Source organism: Streptomyces sp. YKOK-I1, from assembly GCF_054660435.1.
Genome location: NZ_BAAGDR010000001.1, coordinates 7,292,239 through 7,311,264, shown reverse-complemented (window position 1 = coordinate 7,311,264; position 19,026 = coordinate 7,292,239). Strand labels below are relative to the sequence as shown.

Annotated in this window: 12 protein-coding genes; 3 read left to right on the top strand and 9 right to left on the bottom strand. The window is 71.5% G+C overall.

All coding sequences use genetic code 11. From position 1 onward, the window contains the following. Positions 1–30: 30 nt before the first annotated feature. The 5 genes from ispG to ACYQ8Q_RS32665 form a co-directional block, all read right to left on the bottom strand. Positions 31–1,188, bottom strand: coding sequence for a flavodoxin-dependent (E)-4-hydroxy-3-methylbut-2-enyl-diphosphate synthase (ispG, locus tag ACYQ8Q_RS32685; protein WP_330348219.1), 1,158 nt, complete (start codon positions 1,186–1,188; stop codon positions 31–33). A 170-nt stretch (positions 1,189–1,358) separates the two neighbouring features. Further along, entirely contained in the window at positions 1,359–2,663 is a 1,305-nt protein-coding gene (locus tag ACYQ8Q_RS32680) for a M50 family metallopeptidase (RefSeq protein WP_460070070.1), read from the bottom strand. After that, entirely contained in the window at positions 2,660–3,913 is a 1,254-nt protein-coding gene (gene dxr / locus ACYQ8Q_RS32675) for a 1-deoxy-D-xylulose-5-phosphate reductoisomerase (protein WP_460070067.1), read from the bottom strand. Before dxr ends, ACYQ8Q_RS32680 begins: the two co-directional genes overlap by 4 nt. Positions 3,914–4,244: 331 nt before the next feature. Then, positions 4,245–6,182, bottom strand: a complete 1,938-nt coding sequence (locus tag ACYQ8Q_RS32670; RefSeq protein WP_460070065.1) for an acyl-CoA dehydrogenase family protein — start codon at positions 6,180–6,182, stop codon at positions 4,245–4,247. Between the two features lie 122 nt (positions 6,183–6,304). Further along, on the bottom strand, positions 6,305–7,114 hold the full coding sequence (locus tag ACYQ8Q_RS32665; RefSeq protein WP_460070063.1) for a GH12 family glycosyl hydrolase domain-containing protein: 810 nt from the start codon (positions 7,112–7,114) through the stop codon (positions 6,305–6,307). Positions 7,115–7,335: 221 nt separating this feature from the next. Between ACYQ8Q_RS32665 and ACYQ8Q_RS32660 the strand changes: the two genes are divergently transcribed. From ACYQ8Q_RS32660 to ACYQ8Q_RS32650, 3 genes are all read left to right on the top strand, one after another. Beyond that, positions 7,336–8,349 carry a LacI family DNA-binding transcriptional regulator gene (locus ACYQ8Q_RS32660; RefSeq protein ID WP_460070061.1) on the top strand — a complete coding sequence of 338 codons (1,014 nt, stop codon included), beginning with the start codon at positions 7,336–7,338 and terminating at the stop codon, positions 8,347–8,349. Positions 8,350–8,441: 92 nt separating this feature from the next. Next, positions 8,442–10,490: a glycoside hydrolase family 31 protein gene (locus ACYQ8Q_RS32655; protein ID WP_460070059.1), complete on the top strand. Its 2,049-nt coding sequence runs from the start codon at positions 8,442–8,444 to the stop codon at positions 10,488–10,490. A gap of 123 nt (positions 10,491–10,613) precedes the next feature. After that, positions 10,614–11,795 (top strand): sulfotransferase family protein, encoded by a 1,182-nt coding sequence (locus ACYQ8Q_RS32650; RefSeq protein WP_460070057.1) that lies wholly within the window; start codon positions 10,614–10,616, stop codon positions 11,793–11,795. Positions 11,796–11,829: 34 nt separating this feature from the next. Here ACYQ8Q_RS32650 and ACYQ8Q_RS32645 read toward each other — a convergent pair whose 3' ends face one another. Genes ACYQ8Q_RS32645 through ACYQ8Q_RS32630 form a run of 4 tightly spaced genes read right to left on the bottom strand, consistent with a single transcriptional unit; the run spans position 11,830 to position 18,927 of the window. Continuing rightward, positions 11,830–12,543 carry a glycoside hydrolase family 12 protein gene (locus ACYQ8Q_RS32645; protein WP_460070055.1) on the bottom strand — a complete coding sequence of 238 codons (714 nt, stop codon included), beginning with the start codon at positions 12,541–12,543 and terminating at the stop codon, positions 11,830–11,832. A gap of 35 nt (positions 12,544–12,578) precedes the next feature. After that, positions 12,579–14,768, bottom strand: a complete 2,190-nt coding sequence (locus ACYQ8Q_RS32640) for a glycosyl hydrolase family 95 catalytic domain-containing protein (RefSeq protein ID WP_460070053.1) — start codon at positions 14,766–14,768, stop codon at positions 12,579–12,581. Next, positions 14,765–16,744, bottom strand: coding sequence for a beta-galactosidase (locus tag ACYQ8Q_RS32635; RefSeq protein WP_460070051.1), 1,980 nt, complete (start codon positions 16,742–16,744; stop codon positions 14,765–14,767). Before ACYQ8Q_RS32635 ends, ACYQ8Q_RS32640 begins: the two co-directional genes overlap by 4 nt. After that, positions 16,744–18,927: a 1,4-beta-glucanase gene (locus tag ACYQ8Q_RS32630; RefSeq protein WP_460070049.1), complete on the bottom strand. Its 2,184-nt coding sequence runs from the start codon at positions 18,925–18,927 to the stop codon at positions 16,744–16,746. Before ACYQ8Q_RS32630 ends, ACYQ8Q_RS32635 begins: the two co-directional genes overlap by 1 nt. Positions 18,928–19,026 lie beyond the last annotated feature (99 nt).

The window sequence follows — 19,026 nt, the reverse complement described above, 5'->3', positions numbered from 1 at the left end:
GTCCCGACCGGCGCTGAAAACCAAGGGCCCTCAGCCCGCGACCGCCACCGAAGGCTCGCCCGAGGCGACTCCCTCGGCCTCCATCTGTTCGGCCAGCTTCATGGCCTCCTCGATGAGGGTTTCGACGATCTTGGATTCCGGGACGGTCTTGATGACCTCGCCCTTGACGAAGATCTGGCCCTTGCCGTTGCCCGAGGCGACACCGAGGTCTGCCTCGCGGGCCTCGCCGGGGCCGTTCACGACGCAGCCCATGACGGCGACCCGGAGGGGGACCTCCATGCCGGTGAGGCCTGCCGTGACCTCCTCGGCCAGCTTGTAGACGTCCACCTGGGCCCGGCCGCAGGACGGGCAGGAGACGATCTCCAGGCCGCGCTGCTTGAGGTTCAGGGACTCCAGGATCTGGTTGCCGACCTTGACCTCCTCGACCGGCGGGGCCGAGAGGGAGACGCGGATGGTGTCGCCGATGCCCTGGGAGAGGAGGGCGCCGAAGGCGACGGCCGACTTGATGGTGCCCTGGAAGGCGGGGCCCGCCTCGGTGACGCCGAGGTGGAGGGGGTAGTCGCACTGGGCGGCGAGCTGCCGGTACGCCTCGATCATCACGACCGGGTCGTTGTGCTTGACCGAGATCTTGATGTCGCGGAAGTCGTGCTCCTCGAAGAGGGAGGCCTCCCAGAGGGCGGACTCGACGAGGGCCTCGGGGGTCGCCTTGCCGTACTTCTGGAGCAGGCGGCGGTCCAGCGAGCCGGCGTTGACGCCGATGCGGATCGGGGTGCCGTGGTCCTTGGCCGCTTTCGCGATCTCCCGGACCTTGTCGTCGAACTGCTTGATGTTGCCGGGGTTCACGCGGACCGCCGCACAGCCGGCCTCGATCGCCGCGAACACGTACTTCGGCTGGAAGTGGATGTCCGCGATCACCGGGATCTGCGACTTGCGGGCGATCGTCGCGAGGGCGTCCGCGTCGTCCTGGGTGGGGCAGGCCACGCGGACGATCTGGCAGCCGGACGCGGTCAGCTCGGCGATCTGCTGGAGCGTCGCGCCGATGTCCGACGTACGGGTCGTCGTCATGGACTGGACCGAGACCGGCGCGTCACCGCCCACCGCCACCGAGCCCACCTGGATCTGCCGGCTCTTCCGGCGCTCGGCAACCCTGGTCGGAACGGACGGCATGCCGAGAGAAATCGCAGTCATCTGCTGTGCAACCCCAAGTCGTGGATCAAGGTCCAGGTCCCGTCGATGGCGGGTTCCAGGCTTCGAGATTACGGCACGCCCCGAGCGGCGAGCACATCCCGGCATTCAAACCCACCCAATGGAAGACGGCCCGGGACCAAGTGTCCCGGGCCGTCACGAACCGCGGATGACTACGAGATGCGCACCGGGTTAACCACGTCGGCGATCAGTACCAGGATCGTGAAGCAGACGAAGATCCCGGCCACCACGTACGCCACGGGCATCAGCTTCGCCACGTCGAACGGGCCCGGGTCCGGGCGGCGCAGCACGCGCGCGAGGTTGCGGCGCAGCGACTCCCACAGGGCGCCCGCGATGTGCCCGCCGTCGAGCGGGAGCAGCGGGAGCATGTTGAACAGGAACAGGGAGAGGTTGAAGCCGGCGACCACGAACACGGCCATCGCCAGCTGCTGCGAGGCGGGGATGTCCAGGGTGGCGATCTCGCCGGTGACACGGGCCGCGCCGACGATGCCCATCGGGGAGTCGGGCTCGCGGGGGGCGTCGCCGAAGGTGGCGTCCCACAGGGCGGGGATCTTGCCGGGCAGGGCGACGAGGGAGTCGACCGCGTCGCCGACGTGGTCGGTCATCCAGGTCACGGAGTCGCCGAAGTCCTGCTTGACGACGCCGGTGGCGGCGCTGAAGCCGAGGAAGCCGGCCTTGACGTACTCGCCCTGGACGTAGGCGCCGCTGGAGTCCTTCTTGGCGACCTGGTTGGTGGCGATGGTGGCGTGCAGCGTGACGTCCTTGCCGCCGCGCTCGACGACGATCGCCACGGTCTTGCCGGCGCTGTCGCGGATGAGGTCGGAGAGCGTGTCCCACTTGGCGGTGGAGACGCCGTCGAAGGAGACGATCCTGTCGCCCTTCTTCAGCCCCGCCGCCTCGGCCGGGGAGGGCTTGTCGGTGCTCTTGCAGGTGTCGCGGTTCTCGCTCTGGGCGATGACGCAGGGCGAGACGGAGGCGACGTTGGTGGTCTCCTGCTGGATGCCGAAGCCCATCAGCACGGTCAGGAACAGGCCGACCGCGAGGATCAGGTTCATGAAGGGGCCGGCGAACATGACGATGACGCGCTTCCACGGCTTGCGCGTGTAGAACATGCGCTTCTCGTCGCCGGGCTGGAGCTCCTCGAAGGCGGCCGAGCGGGCGTCCTCGATCATGCCGCGCCAGGGCGAGGTGGAGCGGGCGGTGACCCGGCCGTCCTCACCGGGCGGGAACATGCCGATCATGCGGATGTAGCCGCCGAGCGGGATGGCCTTGATGCCGTACTCGGTGTCGCCCTTCCGGCGCGACCAGAGGGTCGGACCGAAGCCGACCATGTACTGGGGCACCCGGATGCCGAACATCTTCGCCGTGGACAGGTGGCCCAGCTCGTGCCAGGCGATCGAGAAGAGCAGGCCCACGAAGAAGACCAGAATCCCGAGGATGAACATCAGGGTCGTCATGCACGGGCCTCCGCCGTCTGCGCCGTCAGTTCCTGTGCCCGGGCGCGCGCCCAGGTCTCCGCTTCGAGGACGTCCGACACGGTGAGTGAAGTTCCCGTGGCCGGGGTGCCGTGTTCCTCGACGACCCTGGTCACGGTCTCCATGATCCCGTTGAACGGCAGTGCGCCGGCCCGGAAGGCCTCCACGCACTCCTCGTTGGCGGCATTGAACACCGCCGGGGCCGTCCCGGCGAGCTCGCCCACGTGCCGGGCGAGGTTCACCGAGGGGAAGGCCTCGTTGTCGAGCGGGAAGAACTCCCAGGTCGACGCCGTGCTCCAGTCGAAGGCGGGCGCGGCGTCGGGGACGCGCTGCGGCCAGCCGAGGCCGATGGCGATGGGCCCGCGCATGTCGGGGGGCGTCGCCTGGGCCAGTGTCGATCCGTCCGTGAACTCAACCATCGAGTGGACATACGACTGAGGGTGGACGACCACCTCAATGCGGGAGAAGGGAATGTCGTAGAGGAGGTGCGCCTCGATGACCTCCAGCCCCTTGTTGACGAGGGTCGCGGAGTTGATCGTGATGACCGGGCCCATGGACCAGGTGGGGTGGGCGAGGGCGTCCTGGACGGTGACGTGCGCCAGCTCTGCCCTGGTGCGGCCGCGGAAGGGGCCGCCGGAGGCGGTGACGACCAGCTTGCGGACGTCGGCGCGGGTGCCGGCGGCGAGGGCCTGGAACAGGGCGGCGTGCTCGGAGTCCACCGGGATGATCTGGCCGGGCTTGGCCAGCGCCTTGACCAGCGGGCCGCCGACGATGAGCGACTCCTTGTTGGCGAGCGCGAGGGTGCGGCCCGCCTCCAGGGCGGCGAGGGTGGGGGCGAGGCCGATGGAGCCCGTGATGCCGTTGAGGACGGTGTGGCAGTCGGAGGCGGCCAGGTGGGTGGCCGCGTCGGGGCCGGCGAGGATCTCGGGGAGCGGCTCCGCGGTGCCGTACTCGGCGGCGAGCGCCTCGCGCAGGGCCGGTACGACGTCCTCGCGGGCGACGGCGACGGTCCGCACCCGCAGCCGACGGGCCTGCTCGGCCAGGAGGGCGACCCGGCCGCCGTTGGCGGACAGGCCGGTGACCCGGAACCGGTCGGGGTTGCGCAGCACGAGGTCGACGGCCTGGGTGCCGATCGATCCGGTGGCGCCGAGGATCACCACGTCCTTGGGGCCGTCGCCCGCGACGGGGTCGTAGACGAGATGAGGGTCGGCGAGGGGGGCTGGAACGCTCATCCCCCCATTGTTGCCTGGCCCGCGATCCGTCACGCCCATGGGTCGGCCGGAGGGGACGCTGTCGGCCGGGCCGACGGAGGGCGGCGGTCCGGCGGCGCTGGTGCTGGAGGCGTACGACCTGACCGCGCGGGAGCGGGAGGTCGTGCAGCTGGTGCCACTGGGGCGGTCGACGGCAAAGATGGCGCGGCTGCTGCGCGTCTCGCCGCACACCGTGCTGTCCTTCCGGCACTGTCCGCCGCATCTGCGGGCACCGGATCCGGCGCCGCTGAGCACGGACGGCCGGCTGCGTGAGCAGCCGGCCGCCCGTGCCCCGCATCCGTCGTCGCAGCCGTCATTCGATGCGGCGGTGGACGTTCTCCCGTTCGCTGGGCCCCGGCGTGGTGTCGGCGATCCACGGGCCGTCGCCCGAGGGGTCGACGACGCCCTCTTCGAGCCAGGTGTGGGCGCCCGCGAGGACGTCCTTGACGACCTTGCGGTCCGTGTCGTCGGTGTTGCTCCACAGGCGGGTGAAGAGTTCGTCGACGCGCAGCCGGGACTGGCGGCAGAAGGCGTCGGCGAGGCGGTAGGCCTCACGGCCGTGTTCGCCGCGGGTGCGCAGCAGCTCGGCCCGGACGCAGGCCGCGCTCATCGCGAAGAGTTCCGCGCCGATGTCGACGATCCGGCCGAGGAAGCCCTGCTTGGTCTCCATCCGGCCCTGCCAGCGGGACATGGCGTAGAAGGTGGAGCGGGCGAGCTTGCGGGCGTGGCGTTCGACGAACCGCAGATGTGCGGAGAGGTCGACGCCGCCGTACTTGAAGCCGGGGTACGACGACGGCAGCTGGCCCGGGCCCGCGACCAGCTTCGGCAGCCACTTGGCGTAGAAGACACCGGCGTTGGCGCCCGCCCTGGCCTTGTCCTGGAGGGACTTCTCGGGGTCGATGAGGTCGCCGGCGACGGAGAGGTGGGCGTCGACGGCCTCGCGGGCGATGAGGAGATGCATGATCTCCGTGGAGCCCTCGAAGATGCGGTTGATGCGCAGGTCGCGCAGGAGCTGTTCGGCGGGGACCGCGCGCTCGCCGCGGGCCCTGAGCGAGTCGGCCGTCTCGAAGCCGCGGCCGCCGCGGATCTGGATGAGTTCGTCGGCCATCCGCCAGCCCATCTCGGAGGCGAAGAGCTTGGCCAGCGCGCCCTCGATACGGATGTCGTTGCGGTCCTCGTCGGCCATCTGGGAGGACAGGTCGAGTACGGCCTCCAGGGCGAAGGTGGTGGCGGCGATGAAGGAGATCTTCGCGCCGACCGCCTCGTGGCTCGCGATCGGCTTGCCCCACTGCTCGCGGGCCGTCGACCACTCGCGGGCGATCTTCAGCGACCACTTGCCGGCGGCGACGCAGGACGCGGGCAGGGAGAGCCGGCCGGTGTTGAGGGTGGTGAGGGCGATCTTCAGGCCGGCGCCCTCGGGGCCGATGCGGTTCGCGGCGGGGACCCGGACCTGGTGGAAGCGGGTGACGCCGTTCTCGATGCCGCGCAGGCCCATGAACGCGTTGCGGTTCTCCACGGTGATGCCCGGGGAGTCGCTCTCCACGACGAAGGCGGAGATGCCGCCGGGGTGGCCCTCGCTCTTCGGGACGCGGGCCATGACCACCAGCAGGTCGGCGACGACGCCGTTGGTCGTCCACAGCTTGACGCCGTCGAGGACGTAGTCGTCCCCGTCGGGTACGGCGCTGGTGGCGAGGCGGGCCGGGTCGGAGCCGACGTCCGGCTCGGTGAGCAGGAAGGCGCTGATCGCCGTGGTGGCGCAGCGTGGCAGGAAGGCCTGCTTCTGTTCGGGGGTGCCGAACATCTTCAGCGGCTGCGGGACGCCGATCGACTGGTGGGCCGAGAGCAGCACACCGACGGCGGGGCTGGCCGAGCCGACCAGGGCCAGCGCCTTGTTGTAGTACACCTGGGTGAGGCCGAGACCGCCGTACTTGGGGTCGATCTTCATACCGAGGGCGCCGAGTTCCTTGAGGCCGCTCACGACCTCGTCGGGGATGCGGGCCTCGCGCTCGATCAGCGCCCCGTCGATCCGCGTCTCGCAGAACGCGCGGAGCTTGGTGAGGAACTGCTCGCCGCGCCGGACGGCCTCGTCGGTGGGGAGCGGATGAGGATGGATCAGATCGAGGCGGAACCGGCCCAGGAACAGTTCCTTGGCGAAGCTGGGCTTGCGCCAGTCCTGTTCCCGGGCGGCCTCCGCCACCTGGCGTGCCTCACGCTCGGTGACGGTGGGTTTCTTCAGGGGTGGTGCGGACATGAGGCTCACCTCGCCGCGAATCGGGATCATGGACCACATCGGTTACCGATGGGTGCTACTCGATCGTTGGTACCCGATCCGGGACGACCCCGCCACCCTTCGCGTGCCCGTCGGGGCCCGGATCAGCCGATGGTGACCGAGTAGGACTTGGTGTCCAGACGGCCCGTTCCCTTGAAGACCTCGGTGCCGGACTCGATGCCGGAGACGTACTTGTCGTTGGAGAGGAGCTTGCGCCGTACGAGTGCCTGGGTGAAGCCGTCCAGGTCGAGCGTGGCCTTGGTGGTGTTGGTGCGGCGGACGAAGGAATAGACCTTCCAGCCGATGTCGCCCTGGTAGATGTCCCACATCGCGCCGTTCAGGCTGACGCTGCCGTACTTGGTGCCCAGCGGGCCCGCGCCGCCCTGGCGGTTGAGCCAGATCATGATCTCGTCGGTGGGCTGGTCCTGCCAGTCCGCGGTGTTCTTGGCGTGCAGCCACAGGTCGTAGGCGACGTTCATGGTGCCCGGGTTGGACGGGAGGGAGAACTCCCAGCTCGCGGTGACCTTCTTGCGGTCGCCGACCTTGATCGGCAGCCCGGTCTTCGCCTTGTCGACCTTCCAGCCCCAGTGCCAGCCGAGGACGGAGGAGGCGTACGACTTCACGTCGTAGTCCTTGCCCGTGCCGCTGTTGGCCAGGCTGTAGCTGGTGCCCCACGAAATGGTCGAGCCGGACTGGGAGTTGTCCCAGACGCACTGGGTGCCGGTGGCCTTCTCCCGGTTCCAGACGTTGTTGTTCACGTAGTACTTGCCGAGCGTGATCGTGTCGAAGTCCGTGCACTTCCTGCTCGACTCACCCGCCTGGGCGACGGTGACGCCGGCGGCGGCCGCGAGGGCGACGGCGGCGGCGGTCAGGGCCTTCGCCCTCTTCGACAGACGGGGACGGCGGTGCTGCATGGGGGTCCTTCCGGGGCCGGTGGTGCTTACGTCACCCCAGTGGCCACGGGGCGGGAAAAAGTTGCCGTACTCTCTCTTCACGTTTTCTTCGCAACTCGCTGTCGAAGCGCTTCGACAGCCTATGGACACCCACCTCCGCTGGGGCTACTGTCGAACCACCCTCACTCCCTCTTGTTCACACTGCGCACTGTCGAAGCGCTTCACAAAGCTTGGAGAGCTGGATGGTCACCCTCGCCGAGGTCGCCCAGCACGCCGGAGTCTCGGCGAGCACGGTGAGCTATGTCCTCAGTGGCAAGCGGTCCATCTCCACGACCACCCGGCAGCGGGTCGAGCAGAGCATCCGCGAGCTGGGCTACCACCCCAACGCGGGCGCCCGGGCGCTGGCCAGCAGCAGGTCGAACATCATCGCGCTGATGATCCCGCTGCGCACCGACATGTATGTGCCGGTGATGATGGAGATCGCCATCGCGGTGGCCACCACGGCCCGTACCCATGGCTACGACGTGCTGCTGCTCACCGGCGAGGAGGGCCCCGACGCGGTGCGCCGGGTCACCGGCAGCGGGCTCGCCGACGCCATGATCCTGATGGACGTCCAGCTCGACGACGAACGGCTGCCGCTGCTGCGGCAGACGGACCAGCCCTCGGTGCTGATCGGACTGCCCGCCGACACCTCCGGGCTGACCTGCGTCGATCTCGACTTCACGGCGACCGGCGCGCTGTGCGTGGAACACCTCGCCACGCTCGGCCACCGCGACATCGCTGTCATCGGCGAGGCGCCCGCGGTGTACGAGCGGCACACCGGCTTCGCCGAGCGCACCCTCGACGGGCTGCGCTCCCGCGCCCGGGAGACGGGCGTACGGCTGCTGCACCGCCCCTGCGAGGGCGGGTACGACGCGATGGCCGTGACCCTCGCCCGGATCCTCGACGAGCGCCCGGGCACGACCGGGTTCGTCGTGCAGAACGAGTCGGCGGTCGAACCCCTGCTCGCGCTGCTGCGCCAGCAGGGCCGGGCCGTCCCCGAGGACGTCTCCGTGGTCGCGATCTGCCCCGAACAGGTCGCCGTCCAGGCCTCGGTGCGGCTGACCTCGGTCGCCATCCCCGCCCAGGAGATGGGCCGGCACGCCGTGGAACGTCTCGTGGCCAAGCTCGACGGCCGGGGGACGGACGAAGTCGTGCTGATCGAACCCGGGTTGACGGTCCGGGCGAGCACGGGCCCGGCCCCGGCCGCCTCCTGACCCACCCCGCACCCCCGCTTCCTCTCTCGCTGTTGTGCCATGCCAGGGCACCCCCATGTCCGCACTCCTCCAGGAGCACAGGAGCACCCACCGTGAATCAGCCTGCCGAAAACCAGCCTCAGGTGAGCCTCGCGCAGTCCTCCCCCACCGTCGGCATCTTCCGCGAGCGGGACGGCGCGCTGGAGTGGAGCGGCCGTCAGGAGACCCTCCGGATCGAGCCGTGGGGGCCGGACGCGGTCCGGGTCCGCGCCCGGCTCGGCGGTCCCGTGCTCGACGGACTGCCGGGCGCGCTGCTGGACGCGGCGCCGCCGACGCCGTACACGATCAAGACCGAGGACGGGCGGGGGGTGCTGACCGTCGGCGGGCTCACCGTCGAGGTCGACGCGGAGGGCCTGATCCGCTTTCTGCGCACCGACGACGGCGGTGAGGTGCTGGCCGAGGAGCGCGCCCACTTCTGGTGGCCCGGCTCGCGGCTCTACACGGCTGTCGGGAGCGGCCACCACCGGCTGGAGCAGCGGTTCGCCGCGTACGAGGACGAGAAGCTGTACGGGCTCGGCCAGCACCAGCACGGGCGGTTCGACCAGAAGGGCCTGGTCCTGGACCTGGTCCAGCGCAACGCCGAGGTCGGCATCCCGGTGCTGACCTCCAGCCGCGGCTACACCCTGCTGTGGAACAACCCGGCGATCGGCCGGGTGGAGCTGGCCGGGAACGGCACCCGCTGGGTGGCCGACTCCGCCCGGCAGATCGACTACTGGATCACGGCGGGCAGCCCGGCCGACGGGCAGCGCCGCTACAGCGCGGTGACGGGCCGCACACCGATGCTGCCGGAGTGGGCGGCGGGTTTCTGGCAGTGCAAGCTGCGCTACCGCACCCAGGACGAACTCCTCGCCGTGGCCCGCGAGTACAGGCGCCGGGGCCTGCCGATCTCGGCGATCGTCTGCGACTTCTTCCACTGGACGCACCTCGGGGACTGGAAGTTCGACCTGACGGAGTGGCCCGACCCGGGCGCGCTGGTACGGGAGTTGGCGGAGCTCGGCATCAAGCTGGTGGTGAGCGTGTGGCCGTCGGTGTCGCCGCTGAGCGAGAACCACTCGCTGATGGAGCAGCGCGGCCACTTCATCGGCACCCAGTACGGCCCCCTGGCCCACGCCGACTGGCCGGACAAGGAGGTCGCCGCCACGGTCCAGGTGGCGTTCTACGACGCGACGAACCCCGAGGCCCGGGAGTTCGTGTGGTCGCGCGTCCGGGACAACTACCTTGCCCCGTACGGAATCACGGCGTTCTGGCTGGACGCCTGCGAGCCGGAGCTGAAGCCGGGCTTCCAGGAGAACCTGCGCTACTGGGCGGGTCCGGGTCTGGAGGTCGGCAACCTCTACCCGGCGGAGAACGCCCGCACCTTCTACGAGGGCCTGCGCGCCGAGGGCGAGGAGGTCGTCACCCTGAACCGGTCGGCGTGGGCGGGCAGTCAGCGCTGGGGCGCCGCCCTGTGGTCGGGTGACATCGGCACCGACTTCCCGACCCTGCGCCGCCAGATCGCGGCCGGCCTCAACACCGCGCTGTCGGGCATCCCGTGGTGGAACACGGACATCGGCGGCTTCCACGGCGGCGACCCGGACGACCCGGCGTACCGCGAGGTGATGGTCCGCTGGTTCCAGTTCGGCGCGCTGTCCCCGCTGATGCGGCTGCACGGCTTCCGCGACCCGGGCATGCCGCTCGGCCCGGACATGACCGGCGGACCGAACGAGGTGTGGTCGTACGGCGAGGAGGCGGGCGCGGTCCTGGAGAAGTACCTGCGGCTGCGCGAGCGCCTCAAGCCGTACGTCCTCGACGTCATGCGGGAGGCCCACGAGGAGGGGCTGCCGCCGATGCGGCCGCTGTTCCTGGAGTTCCCCGACGACCCAGCGGCCTGGTCGGTCGACGACTCCTATCTGTTCGGCCGGGACCTGCTGGTCGTCCCGGTGCTGGAGGCGGGGGCCAGGGAGCGCACGGCGTACCTTCCGGCGGGGGCGCGCTGGACGGACGCGTGGACGGGTGAGGCGTACGAGGGCGGCAGGTCCGTGACGGTCGACGCGCCGCTGGACCGGATCCCGCTGTTCCTGCGGGACGGGGCCCGGCTGCCGGTGGCCGAATCACCGTCGTAACGCCTGAACACCCTTGTGGCAAAAGGAAGTTGGTGGGGTAGAGGGCTGGCATCCAGCTGGCGTCCAGCTGGCGTCCGGCCCGCTTTCCGCTGCCCCACCAGCGCCACGAAAGGGTGTTGCCCCATGTCCGCGCCTCCCCTCGCCCTCTCCCTCGCCAACCAGCTGCTGCGGCCGGGGTTCGCCTCCCGCCGCAGCCCCGACCGGGTCTTCGACCGGCTGGCCGCCTCGGCCGGGCCGGTGGACGCCGTGTTCTCCGCCGAGTTCCGGTTCCTGCTGCGCAACTGGGCCCGGGACAAGCACCTCACCCCGGTCGGCTGGTGGTCGGCCCAGGGCCATGTGCGCCGGCATCTCGCCAACCGCGCCCGGGTCCGGCGGCTGATCGCCGACCATCCGCAGATCGTCCGGGAACCGGTCGAGCGGCCCGTGTTCGTGGTCGGGCTGCCGCGCACCGCGACCACCCTCACCCACGGGGTGCTGTCCCTCTCCGAGCAGCACCGATGTCCCCGCCTCTGGGAACTGCTCACCCCGGACCTGGAGGGGACCGAGCGGCAGCGCAAGCGGGCGGTGGCGGCGGCGAGCGGCATGGTCGGCGCGATCAACCTGTTCTCCCCGCGCTACCGCGACATCCATCCGATGGCCGCCGAGGGTCCCGAGGAGTGCACCTTCGCCCTCCCGCACACGATCATGCCGCTGTCCCAGGCCCGTATCCCCGCGTACAAGGACCGGCACTACGAGCGGGACTTCCGGCCCGACTACGCCTACCTCAAGCAGATCTACCAGGTGCTCCAGTACGGCCGTCCGCGCCGCCGCTGGGTGCTGAAGTCGCCGCTGCACACCGAGAACCTCGACGCGCTGCTGTCGGTGTTCCCCGACGCGACGATCGTGTGGACCCATCGTGATCCGGCCGCCGTGGTGCCCTCGTTCTGCAGTCTGATCGAGCACGGCATGGCGATCACCCTGCGCCCGCTGGACCTGCACGCCCTCGGCAGGACCTGGCTGGAGCTGCTGAGCCGCTCGATGACCCGGGGGCTCGCCGCCCGCTCCGTGATCCCGCGCGAGGCGCTGATCGACGTGCCCTACTCCTGGCTGGGCGCCGATCCGGCGGCGGGTGCCCCCAAGCTCTACGAAGCGATCGGCGCCCGCTGGACCGACGCCGACGCGGCCCGGCTGCCCGGGGTCGCGGCCCGCCCGAAGGGCACCCGGCCGCACCGCTACGACCTGGCCCGCTACGGTCTGACCCGGGACGACGTCGACGCCGCGTTCGCCGGATACAACGCGCTGCGGGCCGAGGTCGACCGGGCGTGAGCGCCCCGGCGCCGGCCCCGGCCCGCCGGTGACGTCAGCTGCTGCTGACGGTCAGGTTGTTGGTGACGAAGTCGAGGCCGCCGGAGGACGAGGTGATCTCGTACCCGAACTGCACGTCACCGATGGTCTCGTTGCCGAACCAGCCCTTGGTGTCCTTGATCCACTTCAGGATCGGCAGGATGTTCACGGTGCCGGACGACGAGTCCGAGGTGCGCAGGAACGAGAACACCTCGTTCGCGCCGTTGGTGCCCTTGTACACGGTCCAGGTGTGGCCGCCGAGGGTGACATTGCCCTGGGAGGTGCCGAGGGGGCCGACGGCGCCGTTGTAGTTGACCCAGAGCATGATCTCGTAGTCGTAGTCCGTGTCCCAGATGTCGTACGACGTGTTGTACGCGCCGGACGAGGGGACCGTGACGTTGTAGCTGCTGGAGAGCGAGCCGAGCGAGGTGATCGACTTGTTGATCACCTTCTTGGCGTTGGGGTAGGACTTGATGCCGCCGGTGTTCGGGTGGTTGGCCCAGACGCCCCAGTTGGTGCCGGAGTTGGCCCAGACGCACTGGCTGCCGGCGCCGGAGCCCCAGATGTTGTTGTAGAGCGTGTAGCCGTTCAGGGTGGTGTTGCCCCACTGGTCGCAGGAGCTCCAGACGGCGGCCGAGGCGGGCGCGGAGGCGAGACCGACGGTCGCGCCGAGGGCCAGGGTGGGGGCGATCAGGGCCTTGGCGACCCTGCCGAGCGTGCGTGTTGCCATGGTGTCCCTTCCATGGGTGGGGGGAGTGCGGGGAGTTACCACGTCCCCGTGGTGAGGACGTGTTCTTCGCCGGCGACGAGGTCGAGCGGCTCGGTGTCACCGGCGGAAGTCCGGACGTCGATGCGGTGGGTGCGGGTGGGCCTGAGGACCGCCGTGGCGCCCTCGGGCCCCCAGGAGAGGTCGAGCCCGGCGCCGAACCGGGTGCGCAGGCCGCGCAGTTCGCCCGCCGGAAGCGCGGGCGGCCGGGCGGGGAAGAGCACCAGCCGGTCGGGGGTGGAGTGCACGAGGGCCTCGATCAGCACGGCGGGCAGGGTGTGCGCGGCGTCCGCGTTGTAGACGTCGCGGTGGGGGTAGTGGGCGCTCATCAGCGAGGTGTGGAAGAAGTCGCCGTCCAGGACCCGGTCGAGGGCGTGGGCGACACGGTGTCCGTCACGCAGCCGGGCCGCGATCAGGGCGTGGTGGAGGTGGCCGTGCGCGGAGTCGTTCTCGGCGCCGCGCAGTGCGAGCGCGCGGTGGGCGGCGGCCGCGAGCTCCGGGGTGTCGTACGGGGTGATCTCGTCGAGTGGCCAGACGCCGTAGAGGTGGCTGAGGTGGCGGTGGTCGTAGGTGTCGTCGAGGCCCGGCCTGGCCCATTCGGCGAGGGCGCCGTCGGCGTTGACGCGATGCGCCGGAAGGCGGTCGGCCAGGGCGCGCCAGCGGTCGGCCTCGGCCGGGTGGCGGTCGGCCGCGGTGAGCAGCGCGTGCCGGGCCGCCGAGAGGTCCATGGCCGCGTCGATCGCGCCCCAGCTCGCGCCCGCGGGCCGGTTCTCCGGGGAGTAGGAGGGGACGACGACGAGGGGCCCGTCGGGGTCGTCCGGGTCGGTGCGGGTGAGGAAGTCCTCGTAGAAGCGGGCGACCTCGGCGAGGGCGGCGGTGGTGCGCGGGTCGTGGACGCCCCGGGTCTCGTCGTGGTCGACGAGCGGCTTGAGCAGCCAGTCGGCGCCAGCCGTCCACAGGTGCAGTGGGTACTCGCGGCTGAAGTGGTACGACAGCCCGGACTCGCCGTCGGTGTGGGCGGGCGCGACCGCGCCCCGGGCGCCGAAGACCGCGCGGGCGTTCTCCCGCCAGTCGTCGAGCTGACGGTAAATCAGGGAGGCCAGGGCTGCGGTGACTTCGGGGAGGGCGGCGGCCGCGGCGGAGGCGGTCTGGAGGTTGAGGTTGGCGTCGTTGGTGAAGGCGCCGGACCACGCGGTGTCCCAGTCGCCGGTCCACAGGCCGGTCAGCCGCGGTGGGTTGAGGCCGGAGGAGGACAGCAGGTGGTAGCGGCCGGCGGCGAAGAGGCGCTCCAGGAGAGCCGTGCTGCGGGGGCGTTTCAGCAGCTCGGAGCCGGGGAGGGCGCGTTCGTCGGGGTCGGCGCGCAGATCGAGGGCGACCCGTTCGTAGGCGGTGCGGTGCAGGGCGAGATGGCGGTCGAGGAGGTCCTCGTAGGAACCGGGGAGGGCGGCCAGGGCGCGCTGTTCCGCGGTGACGTCGAGGTCGCCGGTGTGGCGGCGCACCCGGGTGAGGAGCAGGACGGACGTGGCGCCGGTGATCCGCACCCCGGGCAGGGTGAGGGAGGCGCTGCCGCCGGTGACGGCGACGAGGGTCACCCCGGTGTACGCGCGGTCGCTGCCGGGGTAGCGGGCGCGCAGGGTGAGCAGGGCGCCGTGCGGGGTGAGGGCCTCGCCATGGCCGACGGCGAGGTCGGTGGGGGCGCCGGGGAGCCGGTGGTCGAGGGAGATGTCCAGGTCAGGGGTGGTGATGTGGTGGACGATCACGTCGTCGGCGCGGGAGACGAAGACCTTGCTGGTCCAGTCCCCGCAGAGGGCGGTGGTCTCGCCGGTGGTGAAGTCGACCGTGCGGCGGTAGCGGTGCGCTTCGGACGGGGTGGCCCGGCGCAGCCGGATCTGGAAGGCGGGGTGGAAGGGCTGGACCCACTGGAGGGGGCGGTGGTCGGTGAACGATTCGGCGGCCGTGAGGTCGCCGGCGAGCAACCGGTCCTGGAGGGAGGGGAGTTCGGCGGCCAGCTCGGGCGGGCGGGCGTGTTCGGCGCCGTTGGGGCGGACCAGGGTGTGATGGGTGACGATGACCCGGTCGTCGTTCGGATCGCCGAACGTGAGGGTGCCGTGGTGGCCGTTGCCGCTGAGGAAGGCGTCCTCCCAGCGGGCGGCGGGGGTCGGCTCCCAGGAGCCGTGCGTGATCGTCATGAGCGCAACACCATCACGCCGTGGCGGTCCAGATGGGCCCGACCGGTGATCTTGTCTCCGGTGAGCAGGTCGGTGTGGGTGCCGGGGACGTCGACGGCGACCGGCTCGCGGCCGTGGTTGAGGAGGAACAGCAGCTCACCGCGGCGTACGGCCTCGACCCGGTCCGGGAGCCCGTCGAGGACCGGGCGGACCCCGGCCCCGGCGGCGATGCGGGCCGTCAGCGCGCGCAGGGCGCCGGGCTCGGGGAGGGTGGAGACGTACCAGGCGCGGTCGCGGTGGAGGACCGCGGGCAGCCCGTCGAGTTCGCCGCCCTGGTAGACGGTGTCCATGACCTCGTCCTCGGTCTCCAGCTCCTCCGACCACAGCGTTCCCCGGAAGCCCTCGCACGCGACGGTCTCCCCCGGCTCCAGCGGCCACCACTCGTGCAGGACGCGGATGCCGAACAGCTCGCGCAGCCGGGGGTCCATGCCGCCGGGGCGGATCCGGTCGTCCTCGTCGGCGACACCGGTGAGGAAGCCCGAGACCAGGGTGCCGCCGCCCCGGACGAAGGCGAGGAGGTTGTCGACGGCCGCGTCGTTCAGCGCGTACAGCTGGGGCACGACCACCAGCCGGTAGCGGGTGAGGTCGTGCGCGGGGTGGGCGAAGTCGGTGGCGTACCCGGCCTCCCACAGGGCGCGGTGCCAGGCGTGCAGGACGGCCGCATGGTCGACGTGGACCGAGGGGCGGCCGTCCTGGGCGGAGGCCCACCAGGCGTGCCAGTCGTGGAGGATCGCGATGTCGGCGTGCAGGCGGCTGCCGGTCACCGCGGGGCCGATCGCGGCGAGTTCGGCGCCGAGCCGCTTGACCTCCTGGAAGGTGCGGCCCCGCTCCCCCGCGTGGCCGAGCATGCCGGAGTGGAACTTCTCGGCGCCCTGGCGGGACTGGCGCCACTGGAAGTAGCAGACGGCGTCCGCGCCCCGGGCGACGGCCTGGAAGGACCACAGGCGGTTGAGGCCGCGCAGCTTGGGGTGGTTCACCCCACGCCAGTTGACGGGGCCGGCCGCCTGTTCCATCAGCATCCAGGGGCCGCGCGCCTGGGAGCGGGTGAGGTCCTGGACGAGGGCGCCGTGCTGCGCGCCGAGCGGGTCCCTGGGGTCGGGGTAGAGGTCGACGGAGACGACGTCCTCCTCCTCGGCCCAGCGCCAGCCGTCCTGGCCGGGGAACAGCGGCATGAAGTTGGTGGTGACCGGGAGGTGCGGGGTGTGCCGGGCGACGATGTCCCGCTCGGCGGTGTAACACTCCAGGAGCATGTCGGAGGTGAAGCGCCGGAAGTCCAGCACCTGGGCCGGGTTCTTCAGATAGTGCGGGGTGCGGGGCGGCAGGACGGTGTCCCAGCTGTGGTGGCCCTGGCTCCAGAAGGCGGTGCCCCAGGCGGTGTTGAGCGCGTCGAGGTCGCCGTACCTCGTGCGCAGCCAGCGGCGGAAGCGGGCGGCGGCCTCGTCGCCGAAGTCGGCCGTGCAGTACTCGTTGTTGATGTGCCACATGGTCAGGGCGGGATGGGCGGCGTAGCGGGCGGCGAGGGCCTCGGTGATGGCGGCGGCGTGGCTGCGGTAGGCGGCGCTGGAGTGGGAGAAGTGCTGCCGGCCGCCCCACCACTCGGTCCGGCCGTCCTCGGTGACGGGCAGGGAGTCCGGATGGAGCCGGCCGAGCCAGGGCGGCGGGGAGGAGGTGGGGGTGGCGAGGACGACCCCGACTCCGTGCTCGTGCAGGAGGTCCATGAGCCGGTCCAGCCAGCCGAACTCACGGGCCCCCGGCTCGGGTTCGAGCTTCGCCCAGGAGAAGACGCCGACGGTCACGGAATTGACGCCGGCCGCGCGCATCAGCCGGGCGTCCTCCGGCCAGGTCTCCTCGGGCCACTGCTCGGGGTTGTAGTCACCGCCGAAGAGGATGCGGCCCCGGGTGGCGTCGGCGAGAGCCGGCTTGCCGGTGGCCGCCATCAGACGGGCTCCCCGTACTGGATGCCGCGCCCGTTGGTGGCGAGGTAGACCCGGCCGTACACCCGCGGATCACCGGCGATGATCTCGCCGGTCCAGCCCCACTGGTGGTGGTCGTCGTTGATGCGCACCCAGCTCTTCGCGCAGTCGTCGGAGCGGTGGACGGCGGTGATCGCCTCCGTCGAGCCGACCTGGTAGATCGCCGGGTAGTCGGCGCCGGGGGCGGCCTTGCCGAAGCCGAGTGTGTACGAGGCCCAGCAGCTGGCCACCTTGGCGAACGTGGCGCCGCCGTCGGTGGACCGGTAGAGCCCGTTCCACTTGGTGCAGAGCCACAGGTCACCGGACCGGCCCGGGGCCGCGACCAGCTTGAACTGGCTGTCGCCGGCCGGCAGCCCGGTCGCACGGACCGTGAAGGAGCGGCCACTGTCAGTGCTGGCGAGTACGTTTCCGGTGTCGGAGTCGTACGCGTAGAAGAGCGTCGGGTCGGCCGGGTCGGCGACCGGCGTGGCGCCCTTCGGGAAGGAGGAGATCTCGGACCAGGTCGTGCCGTTGTCCGTGGAGCGGTGAGCGGCGTACTTCGTGCCGTCCCAGTGCACGAAGGACCACAGCAGCACACTGCCGTCGGCGTTGGCGGCGATCGGCCCCGGAGCGTCCTTGGCGAGGGCGGGCTGTCCCCCGAAGGGCGCCCAGGTCCGCCCGCCGTCGTTCGAGAACGCGCCGTTGCCGTGGTCGCCCCACCCACTGCGGACCACGTACGACGGTCTGGCCGCGGCCTGCGCGAGTCCCGTCGCCGACCCGGACACGGGGTTCGTCGCCATGCCGCGCGACGGAGACGCGGTGAGCCGCTCGTGGTACATCACGCCGATGTCCCGGGAGCCGCTCAGCAGGTGTGCCTCCCCGACCGGGGGCGACACCAGCTGGACCACGGACGTCTCCTCCAGACCGCGGATCCGCGGCGCCCAGTGCCTGAGGTCGCGGGTGCCGTAGAGGGTGGCCCCCGTGCCGTACACGACGTGCTTCGAGTCGTACGGGTCGACCGCCACGGCCTGGATCCACCAGCCGAACTTCGGCTGTTCCTCGCCCCACTTCAGGAAAGGAGTCTCGGACACGTCGAACACGGCGGCGTCCTTGAGGGACGTCCAGGTGCGGCCGCCGTCGGTGGTGCGGTACAGGGTGTCGACCGCCGCCCAACGGTTGTTGGTGGAGACGACGAGGGTGCCGGGGCGACGGGCGTCCACGGCGACGCCCCCGTAGCCGAAGGTGTCACCGCCGCCGGGCCGGACGGGGGTGACCTCGGTCCAGGCGCCGGTCGTCGTCGCCAGCTTGTGCACGCTGCCGTCGGACTGGCCGTTGGGCCCGGGCGCGTCCGCGTACGTCAGGTACAGCTCACGGCTGTGGCAGTCGTACGCGGCGCGCACCGGGACCTTGGCGGAGGCGCCGGCCGGCTGCCCCGGGACGGCCTCCCAGGTGCTGCCGCCGGTCGTCCGGTAGAGGTTCGCGGACCCGGCGGTGCCGTCGGAGTCGCCCCAGCCCGCGTAGAGGGTACGGCCGGCGGCTACGAGCAGGGTGACGCCCTGGCCGGTGGCGGTGGGGGTGCCCGGGAAGCCGGCCACGGCCGCCCAGCTGACGCCTCGGTCGGTCGACTTGAGAAGTCCGTCGTGCCGGGTGCCCAGCCACAGCGTGTCGCTGTCCCGCGGATCCACCAGCAGCCGCTCCCCCGCGCCCCGGCCGTCCTCGTTGGCGCCGAGCTTCACGGTGAGGTCGGTACGGGTCCAGGTGGCACCGCGGTCCTCGGAACGCAGGATCGCGCCGTTGCCGGCCCAGGACTGGGCATAGGTGCCGAGGGCCAGGTAGAGGCGGTCCGGGTGGACGGGGTCCACGGCGAGGGCCTCCACCCCGAGGAGGTTCCAGTCGTCCCAGCCGAGGTGGTCGGTGAGGGGCGTCCAGCGGGCGGCGCGGTCGTCCCATCGGTAGGCGCCGCCGATGTCGGTGCGGGCGTAGGCGAGGCCGCGGACGGCAGGGTGGAAGAAGACTCCGGTGACGAATCCGGTGCCGCCGATGACGGCGTTGCGCCAGCGGTAGGCGGGGCCACTGCCGTTGGCTGCGCCTGCCTGCCCGACGGGAAGACCTGCGAGGGCCGCGACGGCGGCGGTGCCGGCGAGGACGGTGCGGCGGGTGATGGGCATGGGGGTACCTCGCAGGGGGTCGGAGAGGTGGACCTGGGGTGCTGTGGGGGGGGTTCGCTTGCCCGCGCTGGCGGGGTGCCGCCGCGCCCACCCGTGCCG